Here is a 14,473-nt window from a genome sequence, read left to right as displayed (position 1 = left end):
TGGCTTTTTTATTTTCCGGAGGGGATCGACCGCTGCCGCGCTAGCTGGCCCTCTGTTTCAGAGACTCTATATAGGCCGCACCATCCGGCGGCAGACCCGTGCGCTGCGAATTCCACAGCATCTCGCCCAGGCATTCCATGATCTGATGGTGTGCTTCATGCTCGGAATTGAATTTATTCGCCAGCTTCTGGAATGCGGCACGCACTCCCGGCGGCTGGTCCACCGATATCTGCTCAGCGATGGTCAGATGCATGGACAAATGCAAAAATGGATTGCTCTGGCCGGCATCAACTGAATAAGTCGCTTCCAGCGCGGCTTCCACATCCTGCAGGTCTCCCTCATATTCCGGATGGTGCAAGATCCAGTCCGAGGCGATCATTTCCATCGGTGTCAGGATTTCTCTGGCCTTGGACTTGCGGTAGGTTTCGCAAAAAAAACGGCGTACGTCGTGTTGGCTGGGTGTAAACATCAAATTTATCTAAAAGGCAGTTCAGCCGGTATTGTAAGGTGATTTGAAGATACAGGCTTGAAGTGTCATCAGCCGGAACAAAGCGGCAACATCAGGTATCATCCGCAGGGTATAAAATTGCAGCACAATTTGTTATGGCATTTATGCCTGAATTCCACTGGAGATATCTATGTTAAGCACTGAACACCTGGGAACCTTGTTTACCAACGCGCGCTCGCATAATGAATGGCTGGACAAGCCCGTCACTGATGCGCAATTGCATCAGATCTATGACCTGATGAAATGGGGACCGACATCCGCCAACTGCTCTCCAGCCCGTATCGTTTTCGTTCGTGGCGATGCAGAAAAAGAAAAGCTGGTTGCCTGTGTATCTGCAGGAAATGCAGACAAGACCCGCGCAGCGCCGGTAACGGCCATCATAGGCATGGACATGGCTTTTTACGACAAGCTGCCGCAACTGTTCCCGCACGCTGATGCGCGCTCGTGGTTCGTCGGCAACCAGCCCATGATAGACGCAACCGCATTCCGCAACTCTTCGCTGCAAGGAGCGTACTTCATGGTCGCCACCCGCGCACTGGGCCTGGATTGCGGCCCCATGTCCGGCTTTGATGCAGAAAAAGTCAATGCTGCCTTTTTCGCCGGCACAACGGTGAAAGCCAATTTCATCTGCAATATCGGCTACGGCAATGCAGAGAAATTGTTCGCACGCTCACCACGCCTGGCTTTTGACGAAGCCTGCAAGATTGTTTAAACGTTCACGGTAATCGCAGCAAGACGCCTGGACAAGTTCAGGCGCCTTTTGGCACCGGCGTTTTCTGCTTGAACTCGCACAGGTCCGCAATCATGCAATTCCAGCATTTGGGCGTGCGTGCCAGGCAGGTGTAACGGCCATGCAGGATCAGCCAGTGATGGGCATCCATCCTGTATTCGGCTGGCACCACCTTCATCAGCTTTTCCTCAACAATCTCCACATTTTTTCCCGGCGCAATTCCGGTGCGGTTCGATACGCGGAAAATGTGCGTGTCCACGGCGATAGTAGGTTCGCCGAATGCCGTATTCATCACGACATTGGCTGTTTTGCGACCCACGCCCGGCAAGGCTTCCAGCGCTTCACGCGTGCGCGGCACCTGTCCATCATGCTCTGCCATCAGTATGCGGCAAGTCTCGATCACATTTTTAGCCTTGGTGCGGAACAGGCCTATGGTCTGGATGTACGGAATCAAGCCGTCCACCCCCAGCGCATAAATGGCCTGTGGCGTATTAGCGACTGGATAGAGCTTGCGCGTGGCTTTGTTTACCGACACATCGGTGGCCTGCGCCGATAGCAGCACCGCAATCAGCAGTTCAAACGGCGTGGTGTACTCCAGTTCCGTGGTTGGATGCGGATTTTGAGCTTTGAGTCGTGCAAAGATGGCCTGTCTGATGCTTGCATTCATTTTTTTTCTTCAGGTTTTGCTAGATTGTCGTTTTCCAGTTTCTTCAGCCGGGCACGTTCTATCGCCGCGGCGATAATGGCTTTCTTGCGCTCTTGCGCCTGGACTTCTTCCGGTGCAAGCGCTGGCTCGGCACTGATAGTCTTCAACTTGGCCGCAGCTTTCGCGGCCAGCCTGTCGTCGTTCTCCTGCTTTTCACGCTTCAGCCTGTCCTGCCTGAAGTGAAATTGCCGGCGTGCCTGGTCTGCCTGCTGCTGCGTCCATGCATCCCAGCCAGTCTTGCCATGCGTAACCTCAACCATGCTGATGCAATCTACAGGGCAGGGCGCCACGCAAAGATCGCAGCCGGTACATAAGTCCGGCAATATCGCATGCATTTGTTTTGGCGCGCCGAGGATGGCATCCACCGGACAAGCCTGGATGCACAGCGTACAGCCTATGCAATAGGCTTCGTCGATTACTGCGACTGGCCGCACGCGCTCATGGCCGTGCGTTATATCCAGAGGAATGACAGGCTTGCCTAAAACATGGGCCAATCGGGCCACGCCTTCCTGGCCGCCAGGAGGGCATTGATTGTAACTGGCACTGCCATCGGCCATTGCTTCTGCATATGGACGACATGCAGGATAGCCGCACTTGGTGCACTGAGTCTGCGGCAGCAGGTTTTCTAGTTGATCGGCGAGTGAGAGAGGCACGAGGTGAGGCTTTGGCGGCTGCTAAAACCGCTATTATCCCTCCAAACCAAGCTTCTGTCCCCTAAGTTCTTGGCGAGGGCCAGCTGAATAACTTCCGTAAAAATTAAAAAGCCGCATGTCTTTGCGAGACTTGCGGCTTTCATGACTAGCAGTTACAGATCAGGAGTGGTCTTTAATGAACTGGCCGATTTTCGGTGCAATCACTTCGCGCCAGCGGCGGCCGGAAAAAATACCGTAGTGCCCGCATTTTGGCGCCACAAAGTCCTGCTTCATATTGGCAGGAATTCCGCTGCACAGATCGTGTGCTGCCTGGGTCTGGCCGGCGCCGGAGATATCGTCCAGCTCGCCCTCGACGGTGAACAGTGCCACGGTCTTGATATCCTGCGGACGCACCAGCTTGCCTTCAACTTTCCATGTACCCTTGGGCAAATCGAAATCCTGGAAGACAGTCTTGATCGTTTCCAGGTAGTAGTCGGCAGGCATGTCCAGCACCGCATTGTATTCATCATAGAACTTGCGATGCTGTTCAGCGGACTCATCATCCCCCTGGATCAGGTGCTCGTAAAAGTCATAGTGGCTCTGCGCATGGCGATCAGGATTCATCGCCACAAAACCCGCGTGCTGTAGGAAGCCCGGATATACCTTGCGGCCATGGCCAGGATAATTGGCGGGGACACTGTAGATCACGGTATTTTCAAACCAGGAAAATTTCTTCTCGGTCGCCAGATTGTTCACTGCGGTAGGCGATTTGCGTGGATCTATCGGCCCACCCATCATCGTCATGGTCTTAGGCAACTTTGGATCCTTGGCCGTGGCCATCAATGAGATCGCAGCCAGTACGGGAACGGTAGGCTGGCACACTGAAATAACGTGTACGTCCGGTCCCAATAAACGGATGAAGTCCTGCACATAGTAAATATAGTCGTGCAGATGGAAATCGCCTTCGCTGAGCGGCACCATGCGACCATCGGTCCAGTCGGTGATATACACATCATGCTGCGGCAGCAGGCCGCGCACTGTATCACGCAACAGCGTCGAATGGTGGCCAGACAAAGGCGCAACCAGCAACACCTTCGGCTGCTTCAGCTTAGACATGTCTTTGCCCGCAAACGTTTTCCTGAAATGCAGCAGTTTGCAGAATGGCTTGACGACAGCCGTGGTCTGTACGATTTCCACGGTTTTGTCATCCACGGTGGTGGATGTAATGCCGAATTCTGGCTTCTCGTAATCCTTGCCCAGGCGGTATACCAACTCATAAGCAGCGGCGATGCGCTGTGAATAGGGGGTATGGGCCAGCGGGGAAACAGGGTTGGAAAACAGCTTGGACGAGGCTTCCGCCCACTGTGTCAGTGGGTTCAGAAATGCACGATTCAGTTCATGTAATTGATAAAGCATATTCGTAACTTTCAGATGGGGTAGCGATCCGATTCGAATGAATTTTCTACCTTGTTGCAATGCATCATAAACCAGATTCATTTTTTTGTCGCAAAGCGACACTACAACATGAATGTCCGTTGTGAAATACTGTTAAATTCCCTGAGGAAATGCTAATGAATTATTAAAATGCAATGAATATGCATTTTTAGCAAGGAACTGAGAAGTGAGTCGGCATTGAGAGGTGCCGTCAGAGCGAAAGCTAGCATGGATGTCCCGGTCTTATATTTTGTATAAATTATATTTTGCCGCTGCAATTCTAATATATCTGGCTTACTTCTTACTTACTTATTATTGCTGTTGAGCCTCGCCTGAAAAATATTCATCGATAGGCGGTTCGAACAAAGAGATACGGCATGAAAAAAAGCGGCGAAAGCCTGGAGGAGGGCGCGGCTTGCCATGAGGGCTAGCCTGAATGTTCGTGCACCTAAATTGCTAAAGTTTTTTTGACCTTCTTGATTTAGCGCCCGCCCCCAAACTCTGAGGAGCGATTCCAAGGAGTGACGAAGCTTGTGGCTAGCGCATATCCATAAAAGCATAACTCAATGCGAGCGCTGGATAAACCATCTTCTCATTTTCACCACACATAAATTCACCTGCCGTGACTATTTTTAGCGATTGCAGTTACATGTTTCTCCGCAAATGCATTCTTTGATACAGTAAGGACATGCGCCTCAGGCAACAACACAAACAGAGTCAGGTTTAACATGCGTGCGCAGGGAATAAAAACATTCTTGCTCCGACCTAAGGTCATTGTCATTTTCGTGCTTCTGGTATGCTGTGGCGTGCTCGCGCTGCTTATCAGGAATGAATTGCGTACCTCCGCTCAGCAGGCGCATTTCTTTTCCAGAGTTGCCGGCGAAAGTAAATTTTCCGTTGATACCGGACCCAGCAACGCGATCCGGTTTCCGCAAAAAGCGCCATTTGATGAGCGGCTCGGCTATTCCGATCTTCCTGTCTTCCTGAATCGCCTGCAGGCCAAGGAATTTACCATCGCCAGCCAGGCGCGCATCTCGCCTCGCATGGCCGATCTGGTCGACCGCGGCTATTTTGCACCTTACACGGAAAAGGTGCAGGGCGGCCTCAGCATCCTGGATTGCCGTAACGAGTCGCTATTCCAGGAGCGCTATCCCAAACGCATCTATTCCCGCTTTGACGATATTGCGCCGATACTGATCAACAGCCTGCTGTATATAGAAAACCGCGAACTGCTGGATTCCCAATATCCAACGCGCAATCCCGCAGTGGAATGGGATCGTTTGACGCTGGCCGTGATGAACAAAGGCATGCAGGTATTCAGCGGCGACGCGAGAACTCCGGGCGGCAGTACGCTGGCAACCCAGATCGAGAAATACCGTCATTCGCCGGAAGGGCGCACCTCCTCGGCAAAAGAAAAGCTGCATCAGATGGTGTCGGCCGCGTTGCGGGCTTACCAGAATGGGGAGGATACATCGGCCGCAAGAAGGCAGATCGTCGTCAACTATCTGAACACGATGCCGCTGTCTGCAAAACCCGGTTTTGGCGAGGTGAATGGGCTGGGGGACGGCTTATGGGTCTGGTATGGCAGAAGCCTGGGTGACGTGAATCAGCAGTTGAAGTCACTCACCCCGGCCAGCAAGGATGCGGGCGACAGTGCGCAAATGTACAAGCAGGCGCTGAGCCTGCTGATTTCGCAGCGCAGACCCTCCTACTATCTGGATGGAAATGAGGCAGAACTGGAGCAGATCACGAATAGCCATTTGCGCCTGCTGGGCAGTGCCGGCATCATCAGCCCCGCACTGCGTGATGCGGCGCTGAAAGCAAAGCTGAACAGAAATACCCAAAAATTCAATGCGCCGCCAGTCTCCTTCCTTGCGCGCAAGGCGGCTAACACGGTGCGCAATCATCTGGCCGGCTTATTGGGTGGCAGCCGCCTGTATGATCTTGACCGCCTGGATGTTGATGTGACCAGCACACTGGATGCGCCGGTGCAGGAAGCGGTAACCGGTTTATTGAGGGAGTTGCGCGATCCCGAAAAGGCCGCGGCTGCTGGCCTGAACAGCAAACAATTACTGGATCGCGGCGATCCTTCCAAGGTGGTGTACAGCTTTACGCTGTACGAGCGCGGCGCCGACCGGAATTATCTGCGTATACAAACCGACAATTTCGATCAGCCGCTCAATATCAATGAAGGCACAAAGCTGGACCTCGGCTCCACGGCCAAGTTACGCACGCTGGTCACCTATCTGGACCTGATGGAGCATCTGTACCAGCGCCTGGCGGGCATGAGTAAAGAAGAGTTGCGCGCAGTGACGGTGGACAAAAAGGATGTGCTGTCGCGCTGGGCCATAGAGTATTTTCTCAGCGCCCAGGACAAGAGCCTGGCCACTTTGCTCAAAGCCGCGCTGGATCGCCGCTATTCCGCCAATCCAGGCGAGCAATTCATGACCGGCGGCGGCATGCATACCTTTGACAACTTCAAGCATGAGGATGACAACCAGATCATGGCGGTGCGCGACGGCCTGCGCAACTCCGTCAACCTGGTTTTCATCCGGCTGATGCGCGACATCGTCCATCATTACATGTTCCAGGTGCCAGGCTCCTCGGCCAGCCTGCTGCAGGATGCCGATGATCCGCGTCGGGCCGCCTACCTGTCACGCTTTGCCGACAAGGAGGGCAAGGTCTTCATCCGCCGCTTCCTGACCAAGTACCAGGGTAAATCGGCGCAGCAGGCAGAGGACCTGCTGTTTGAGAACATCAAGCCTACCCCGGCCAGGCTCGCTTCCACCTTGTTCGGCATCCAGCCTGACGTCAGCCTGGAGCAATTCAAGAAATTCATCAATGACAGGCTGCCGGAGGATAAAGATCTCGGCGACAAAAAACTGCAGAAGATGTATCAACAATATTCACCGCAGCAAATGTCGCTGGCGGATCGTGGCTACATTGCGCGGGTTCATCCGCTGGAATTGTGGCTGATCGGTTATCTGCGCAACCATCCTGAAGCTACCCAGGCGCAAGTGATGGAGGCCAGTGCAAAAGAACGGCAGGAAGTGTATTCCTGGCTGTTTTCCACCCATCGCAAGCATGCGCAGGACAAACGCATCCTGGATTTGCTGGAGCAAGAGGGCTTTCTGGAGATACACCAACAATGGAAGCGTCTCGGCTACCCATTTGAGTCCCTGGTGCCTTCTTACGCGACTGCGCTCGGAGCCTCGGCAGACAGGCCGGCTGCACTGGCAGAGCTGATGGGCATCCTGGTAAATAATGGCGCACGCAAACCGAATATGCGCATCAAATCCCTGCATTTTGCCAGCGCCACCCCGTATGACACCTTGCTGCAGTTCGCTCCCGGCAAGGAAGAACAGGTGCTGGCTCCGGAAGTTGCCCAGGCAGTGCTGGCAACCATACGCCTGGTCGTGGAGGATGGCACAGCGAGACGTGTAAAGCAGGCTTTTGTCAGGCCGGACGGCAGTTTCGTTCCCGTCGGCGGCAAGACCGGTACCGGCGACAACCGTTTTGACACTTTCGGCGCGCATGGGCAGTTGATAGAATCGCGCGTGGTCAACCGCTCGGCAACCTTCGTCTTCAATATCGATCAGCGCTTCTTCGGCACCATCATCGCTTATGTGCCTGGCTCCCAGGCAGCCGATTATGACTTCACCAGTGCTTTGCCGGTGCAGTTACTCAAAATTCTGGCGCCTACGCTGATGCCGCTGGTCGATGCCGGTAGCGACGAGGCGGCTGCGAGCACGGAGGCTAAAGCGGGGGCGCAGCAGTGTATACATTAAACCGACGGCCATAATTTTGCTGCTTTCTTGCGGCCTCAGCATCTCGTTTTTAGTTATTCCCTCCGGCCAGTTTTTTGGCGCAAGCTGTGCTACTTCGTCTATACTTTTCAGCTTGTCACGCTTTAAAGCACAAAGCCCATGCACTACGCCCTAGACCTTCGCACTTTCATCTTCAGCCATTACTTTTATACTGGCTTCAGGATTGCTATTGGCGTGATAGGGCTGACTTCTATAGTACTGGCTTACGCAGACTTGCCGACCGCGATGACAGTCTGTATCGGTGCCTTGTGCACCAGTCTGATGGACATGCCCAGCCCCCTGAGGCATAAATTCAATGAGATGCTGTCCAGCGTGTTGCTATGCACTGCGGTGACGCTGATCGTCAGCCTGTGCGCGCCCATCAACTGGCTGCTCAGCGTGATGCTGGTCGTGATCAGCTTCCTGGCCAGCATGATGGTGGTCTATGGCAAGAAGATGATGCCCTTGCAGTTTGCGGCCTTGTTCATCATGACGCTATCGATGGAAAACGAGCTTAGCGCGCGCCAGGCCTTCCTGCACACAGGCTTGTTCCTTGCCGGCAGCCTGGCTTACATGACTTACTCGATGGTCGTATCCTGGTTTTTGCGTCGGCGCATCAAACAGCAGGTGCTGGCCGAGGCGCTGTTTGAAGTAACCCGCTATATTGATATCAAGGCCGGTTTTTATGATACCAGCACCGACCTGAACGAGCAGTTCAACCTGGCCGTAAGACAGCAGATCATCATTGCCGATAAACAGCAAGCTTCCCGCGACATGCTATTGCGAGGCAAGCAGGACGAGCAGGATGCGGTTTTGGTACAGGTGCACTTCAGGATGCTGGATCTGTACGAACTGGTGCTGGCAACGCATACCGACTATGTCGTATTACGCCGCTACCTGTCCGACACCGAGGTCCTGGATCTCATGCATCAGATGGTGGACAAGGCTGCGCGGGACATTGAATCTGCTGCCTACGCTGTAACGCGCAAGCGCGTATCGCATAGCGAAGTCAATTACCAGCAGGATCTGGACGCCATCGAACGCTGCGTCATCCAGCTTGAACAGGACTGCCGTGAAGGCAAACTCCCGGAAGAAGCATTGACGTCATTGCGCTCATCGGTGAACAAGATACGCGACGTGATCGATATGATCGCCCAGTTGCATCTGGCAACGCAGGCACCCGTTGCTCCAATGCCGGGCCAGCCCGATGCGGACCTGACACCTTTCCTGACGCAGCAGAAATATGCGGTGGGCGTCATTTTGTCCAGTATGAGTTGGACCTCTCCCACGTTCAGGTTTTCACTCAGGGTGGCGATGGCAATCACGGTAGGTTTGCTGATCGCCGATCATTTGCCGTATGCGGCGCACGGCTATTGGATCGTGCTGACTATCGTCATTATCTTGAAGCCCAGCTTCAGCATGACCAAGCAAAGGCGCAGTGATCGCCTGATCGGTACCGTGATAGGTTGTGCCATTACTTCGGTAGTGCTGCATTTCGTGCATACTCCGGCCATTCTGCTGGCCTTCCTATTTCTGGCCACAGCCGGAGTGCCAGCCTTCCTGTATGTGAAATACCGCTACGCGGCGGTTGCGGCAACCATGCAGATTCTTTTGCAGATCAACCTGCTGGTGCCCACCAATGCACATGTCGTCAGTGAGCGCCTGACGGATACCCTGATAGGGGCAATCATTGCAACCGTCTTCAGCTTCATCCTGCCAAGCTGGGAATACAAAACCTTACCCCAGCTTGTGAAAAACGTGCTGGCAGATAATCAACGCTACATCATCGCTGCCCGCGACCTGCTGGAAGCGCGGGTAAATGACGATTTCGTATACCGTATCAGTCGCAAGCGCCTGATGGACAGTCTTGCCGGCCTGAGTTCAGCGCTGGTGCGCATGCTGGACGAACCGGAGAGCAAGCACAGGGCGGTGGAGGACATTAATTTATTCGTGGTGCAGAATTACCTGGTCATCGCGCATGTGGCTTCGCTCAGATTGCTGATGCGCAAACACGCAGCCAACCAGCCAAGCGCCTATGTAAAAGCCATGCTGGAAGATATCTTCTCCCAAGTGTGGAATAACCTGGCGCGTGCGCAGCAAAGATGGGACGCGATCATGCCTTCCAAGACTCCGGCGGTTGATTCAAAGGTGGAAGGGCATTTCGACGTAGACTATGCTCTTGATGCGCTGGCGGACGACGAGGCTGTGCAAGCCTGGTCCGGGCGGCGCCTGATGCAGCGGCGGAATAAGCTGATCGCAGAAGACGCTAACAGGATTGTCATTCACAGCACGGCAATCGCGCATAAGCTGATCAGTAACGAGGATTAAGTTTGCACCAAACTAAAAAGGCACCGCGATTGCTCGCGGTGCCTTTTGTTTTAAGCGAGAAAAGCTTAATCGAATACCGGTGTTTCCACACCCAGGATTTTGTGCAGTTTCGGCGAGGTTGTCGTGTACTGCATGTGGATTTTCTTTTCAGGGAAAATATACGGTGCAGCGCCGAAAGCGGCGAGGGCAGCCTCGTGGAAGCCGGACAGGATCAATTTTTTCTTGCCCGGATAGGTGTTGATGTCGCCAACTGCAAAAATGCCTGGCACATTGGTTTCAAACTTCTCGGTATTGACCACTTTTAACTGTTTGCGCTCAATATCCAGGCCCCATTCCGCGATAGGCCCCAGTTTTGGAGACAGGCCGAAAAATACCAGCAAGTTATCCAGCGGCATGCGGCGGGTAACCCCATCCGCACCCGTGACCTTGATCTCGGTCAACAGGTCATCCTTGGTTTCTATGCCGGTAACCTGGCCTATCGTCAATTGCATTTCGTAGTTGTCGCACAGCTCTTTCATCTTGGCCACAGATGCTGGTGCAGCACGGAAATCATCGCGACGATGCAGCAGCACGATGGACTCGGCCTTGCCTGCCAGCGCCAATGCCCAGTCCAGCGCGGAATCGCCGCCGCCACAGATCACCAGATTCTTGCCGTGAAATTGGGAAGGATCCTTGACGCGGTAGAAAACCTGTTTGTTTTCAAACGCATCAATGCCTTCCACTTTCAATGTGCGCGGCTGGAACGAACCAACACCGGCAGCGATGAAGATAGTCTTGGTGATGAAGCGCGTGCCCTGCGATGTTTCCAGGTCAAAACGGCCGTCTTCACGCTTTTGCACCAGCGTCACTTCCTGATTCAGGTGAAAGGTCGGCTCAAACGGTTCAATCTGTTTCAACAGATTGTCGGTCAGCTCCTGCCCGGTGCAGACCGGAACTGCAGGGATGTCATAGATGGGTTTATCCGGATACAACTCCACACACTGGCCACCAACGACAGGCAGTGAATCGATCACATGTGCTTTGATTTCCAGCAGGCCAAGTTCAAAAACTTGAAACAGGCCTACCGGACCTGCGCCTATGATGACGGCGTCGGCTTCAATCGGGTGTGCCGATTGTGCATTGACAGCGGAAGTGGTTTGCTTGGTATCCATACGACAATTTGTTCCTGATAAATGCTATTTCAGACGGTACAGGCGATAACGGGCCAAGGGCTTTTGCCCCTGTAGAACCAGCTATCGATGTTACGATTTGCGCTAAGACTTTGTACAGCACTATTGCGAGTGCTTATCGTTGCAGGTATTGCAGCTTATCTTTGACATCTTTCCAGTCGTCTGCGTCAGGCAAAGGAGCGGTAGTCTTGGTAATCGAAGGCCATTTGGATGTCAGCTCAAGATTGATCTTGATGTAATCTTGCTGATCCGCTGGAACATCTTCTTCAGCATAAATGGCATTGACCGGGCATTCAGCGACGCAAACTGCACAATCGATGCATTCATCCGGATCGATTACCAGGAAATTCGGTCCTGCACGGAAGCAGTCCACCGGACATACATCCACGCAATCAGTATAGCGGCAGCGGATGCAGGATTCGGTCACAACGTGGGTCATAACGTTCCAATCTTAAGTATTCTGGGTGTTCGATGCAGCAATGGATAAAGCTATAGCTGCAAAGCATTGTATTTTAAGGCAATTTCGGTCAACTCACAAATCAGGCTTAGATAAATTACGAATAAGCAAATACGCCTTGGGCATGGGCGACGGGGCCGGGCTTCCGCCAAAGAAGCTCATGGCAGATATTGTGCAAGTTGGCAAAAGAGTATTTATTGCAGAGGCTAGCCTCGCGCCTGATGCCGATTGTGGACTGGAGTCGCGCTAACTACTTGATTTTGTTGAAGGATAAGCTGGCCTGACGAAAAACTGGCCGATGAATAATTTGCCACCTTGCCTGAATACAAATCATCAGAGGCCGCCGCTCATTACGAATAGGATTCAGTTAAACTATTTTCATTGAGCTTTTATCTGAATTTGCCGATTGAAAGCTTCAGTCGGCCCTCCAAAAATCGATACACCAATAGTTCACCCACAATTCACTAATAACCCACCCTAGAAAGTCAAACAATGAAGCCTGGTATTTTGGTCGCGCGCGCGGTCTTTCCTGAAATTATTGAGCGCCTGTCACTGCATTTCGAGGTTGAAGCAAATCAGGATGACATTTTGTTCACGCCTGACCAACTGGTCGCCAAATTGCAGGGCAAGGCCGGCGTGATGTCCACGTCCAGTTCCCGCTTTGATGCGGGCATCCTGGCAAGGCTGCCGGATTTAAAGATTGTCGCCAATATGGCGGTAGGTTATGACAATATCGACGTTGCTGCATGCACCGCCGCCGGCGTCATGGCCAGCAATACTCCAGATGTGCTGAATGAAACCACTGCAGATTTTGGTTGGGCCTTATTGATGGCGACCGCGCGCCGCATCACCGAATCCGAACATTGGCTACGTGCCGGTAAATGGCAAAAATGGCGCTATGACTATTTTCTTGGCGCCGACTTGCATGGCTCAACCTTGGGCATTATAGGCATGGGCAGGATAGGGCAGGCGATAGCACGCCGCTCCATGGGTTTTGATATGCAGGTGATTTACCACAATCGTTCGCGCCTGAGCGAAGAACAGGAAGCGCGCGCCAATAACGCCCGTTACGTCGGCAAGGAAGAGTTACTACGCACGGCAGACCATGTGGTGCTGGTCTTGCCCTATTCCGCACAATCGCGTCATACGATAGGCGCGGCAGAGCTGGATCTGATGAAGCCAGACGCAACGCTGGTGAATCTCGCACGCGGCGGCATTGTCGATGATGTTGCGCTGATCGCGGCCTTGAAGGCAGGGAAAATTGCAGCAGCAGGCCTGGATGTTTTCGAGAATGAACCCAAGTTCCATCCCGACTTTTTGGGCCTGGATAATGTCGTGCTGACACCGCATATCGCCAGCGCCTCTGCACCAACGCGCAAGGCAATGGCCAATTGCGCGGCGGATAACCTGATCGCCGCCCTGGGTAATCAGCGTCCACCCAATCTGCTGAATCCGGAAGTCTTGAAGTAAAAGGAGGGGCGTCCTGGCGGCTGCCGGGACGCTGGACCCTCGTTCCCGAATCAGCCCTGCAGATCAGTGATCAGATCCACGTACTGCTGCATTGCCGCTTCCTTGTCCGTACCTGCCAACGCGCTCCACGCATCGTATTTGGCACGGCCGACCATGTCGGTAAAGCCTGGACGATCGCCGCTGGCATCGCCTGTGCTTGCCTGCTTGAACAGTGCATAGATCTTCAACAGGGTCATATTGTCAGGGCGCTCAGGCAAATTTTTGGAATCCGCTTGCGCTTGGATGAATTGGTCTTGCAGGCTCATGGTCTACTCCGTGAATAAAAATTAATGCAGGCCCGACCATAGCATAGTTATTTTTATCACTGAAGCGCGGCACTAGAGGATTTACTCAAGCGAAAAAGCCGAGGCCAAATAAATAGAGCGCAGTGTATGCGCTCTATAAGTTCCATCTTTTTGCATCCCGGACATCGGGATTATCTGACCGGTTAATGGATGGTCGGTTCAGCGCCACAGCATTTCTTATATTTCTTGCCGCTGCCGCAATCGCAGACGTCATTGCGTCCTACTTTGGGTGTTTCGCGCTTTACGGTCGCGATGCCTGATTTGCGCAAGGGAGCCCAGAAACGGCGGATCTCAGGTATGGCTGCTTCCAGCTCGACTGCCAGCTTATGGCATTTGAGCGGCGTGTCGACCAGGACCATTTCCTCTTCCTCGATTTCCTCCGCACCCAGCAAATAGATAGGGCGCAGCATCGGAGCAACGTTGGAATCACGTATAGGCTGCCAGGCTTCATCGCGCAATTGCATGCCTTCCCAGAAGCCCCAGGCCCATGTTTCACCGTCTATCAGTTCCTTGCCATCCTGTTCTGTGACCAAGAAGAGTGGTTCAAATTCCTGCGGGGCGACTTCGAAGGTAATCGCAATTTCGTTCATGAAACGGGCGATCAGGCCGGTGATGCGCTCCATTTCCTTTTCATTCTTGAAATCCGGCTCACCATCATCCGGCAAGCCCCAGACCAAAGGCAGCCACTCTGCCATGGGAATGACTTCAGGCCCGATTGCAATGGCGGTCAAGTATCCGTGCAGCGCATCCATGGTCATGCCGTCGTCGCCGACACGGTCTGACATCAGGAATTTATCCAGTTCGTTGAATTCTTTATCGGAAAGGGGTTGGTCCAGATGCATGGCTAACTCTTGGGTAAGGTGTAAATACCGGCAGTTTAACTCTTTGT

13 protein-coding genes are annotated in these 14,473 nt (G+C 53.3%); 5 read left to right on the top strand and 8 right to left on the bottom strand.

Annotation, left to right across the window (positions count from 1 at the left end; genetic code table 11):
* Positions 1–40: 40 nt before the first annotated feature.
* Positions 41–469, bottom strand: a complete 429-nt coding sequence (locus tag IEW12_RS01405; RefSeq protein WP_188564214.1) for a DUF1841 family protein — start codon at positions 467–469, stop codon at positions 41–43.
* Positions 470–638: 169 nt separating this feature from the next.
* Between IEW12_RS01405 and IEW12_RS01400 the strand changes: the two genes are divergently transcribed.
* The gene (locus tag IEW12_RS01400) at positions 639–1,220 is read left to right on the top strand and encodes a malonic semialdehyde reductase (protein WP_188564213.1); all 582 of its coding nucleotides are present in this window, start codon (positions 639–641) and stop codon (positions 1,218–1,220) included.
* Positions 1,221–1,257: 37 nt separating this feature from the next.
* Here the strand turns inward: IEW12_RS01400 and nth are convergent, their stop codons facing one another.
* The 3 genes from nth to IEW12_RS01385 form a co-directional block, all read right to left on the bottom strand.
* Positions 1,258–1,905 carry an endonuclease III gene (nth, locus tag IEW12_RS01395; RefSeq protein WP_188564212.1) on the bottom strand — a complete coding sequence of 216 codons (648 nt, stop codon included), beginning with the start codon at positions 1,903–1,905 and terminating at the stop codon, positions 1,258–1,260.
* The gene (gene rsxB / locus IEW12_RS01390) at positions 1,902–2,597 is read right to left on the bottom strand and encodes an electron transport complex subunit RsxB (RefSeq protein WP_188564211.1); all 696 of its coding nucleotides are present in this window, start codon (positions 2,595–2,597) and stop codon (positions 1,902–1,904) included. Before rsxB ends, nth begins: the two co-directional genes overlap by 4 nt.
* Before the next feature lie 159 nt (positions 2,598–2,756).
* Positions 2,757–3,992: a polyhydroxyalkanoate depolymerase gene (locus tag IEW12_RS01385; protein WP_188564210.1), complete on the bottom strand. Its 1,236-nt coding sequence runs from the start codon at positions 3,990–3,992 to the stop codon at positions 2,757–2,759.
* 851 nt (positions 3,993–4,843) lie between these two features.
* Here IEW12_RS01385 and IEW12_RS01380 point away from each other — a divergent pair.
* Together IEW12_RS01380 and IEW12_RS01375 are read left to right on the top strand one after the other, a co-directional pair.
* On the top strand, positions 4,844–7,798 hold the full coding sequence (locus IEW12_RS01380) for a transglycosylase domain-containing protein (protein WP_308789105.1): 2,955 nt from the start codon (positions 4,844–4,846) through the stop codon (positions 7,796–7,798).
* A 138-nt stretch (positions 7,799–7,936) separates the two neighbouring features.
* Positions 7,937–10,144, top strand: coding sequence for an FUSC family membrane protein (locus IEW12_RS01375; protein WP_188564208.1), 2,208 nt, complete (start codon positions 7,937–7,939; stop codon positions 10,142–10,144).
* Between the two features lie 65 nt (positions 10,145–10,209).
* Here the strand turns inward: IEW12_RS01375 and IEW12_RS01370 are convergent, their stop codons facing one another.
* Both IEW12_RS01370 and fdxA read right to left on the bottom strand, forming a co-directional pair.
* Positions 10,210–11,295, bottom strand: coding sequence for an NAD(P)/FAD-dependent oxidoreductase (locus tag IEW12_RS01370; protein WP_188564207.1), 1,086 nt, complete (start codon positions 11,293–11,295; stop codon positions 10,210–10,212).
* 133 nt (positions 11,296–11,428) lie between these two features.
* Positions 11,429–11,752 (bottom strand): ferredoxin FdxA, encoded by a 324-nt coding sequence (gene fdxA / locus IEW12_RS01365; RefSeq protein ID WP_188564206.1) that lies wholly within the window; start codon positions 11,750–11,752, stop codon positions 11,429–11,431.
* A 40-nt stretch (positions 11,753–11,792) separates the two neighbouring features.
* Between fdxA and IEW12_RS01360 the strand changes: the two genes are divergently transcribed.
* On the top strand, positions 11,793–12,020 hold the full coding sequence (locus IEW12_RS01360) for a hypothetical protein (protein ID WP_188564205.1): 228 nt from the start codon (positions 11,793–11,795) through the stop codon (positions 12,018–12,020).
* A 242-nt stretch (positions 12,021–12,262) separates the two neighbouring features.
* Positions 12,263–13,240, top strand: coding sequence for a 2-hydroxyacid dehydrogenase (locus IEW12_RS01355; protein ID WP_188564204.1), 978 nt, complete (start codon positions 12,263–12,265; stop codon positions 13,238–13,240).
* Positions 13,241–13,290: 50 nt separating this feature from the next.
* Here the strand turns inward: IEW12_RS01355 and IEW12_RS01350 are convergent, their stop codons facing one another.
* A complete protein-coding gene (locus tag IEW12_RS01350; protein ID WP_188564203.1) occupies positions 13,291–13,545 on the bottom strand; it encodes an acyl-CoA-binding protein in 255 nt (84 codons plus the stop codon).
* A gap of 182 nt (positions 13,546–13,727) precedes the next feature.
* A complete protein-coding gene (locus IEW12_RS01345) occupies positions 13,728–14,426 on the bottom strand; it encodes a UPF0149 family protein (RefSeq protein WP_188564202.1) in 699 nt (232 codons plus the stop codon).
* Positions 14,427–14,473: the final 47 nt, after the last annotated feature.

Origin of the sequence: Parundibacterium terreum, from assembly GCF_014636315.1 — a bacterium.
Classification (GTDB): Bacteria; Pseudomonadota; Gammaproteobacteria; order Burkholderiales; family Burkholderiaceae_D; genus Undibacterium; species Undibacterium terreum.
This window is presented reverse-complemented; position numbering and strand designations above follow the sequence as displayed.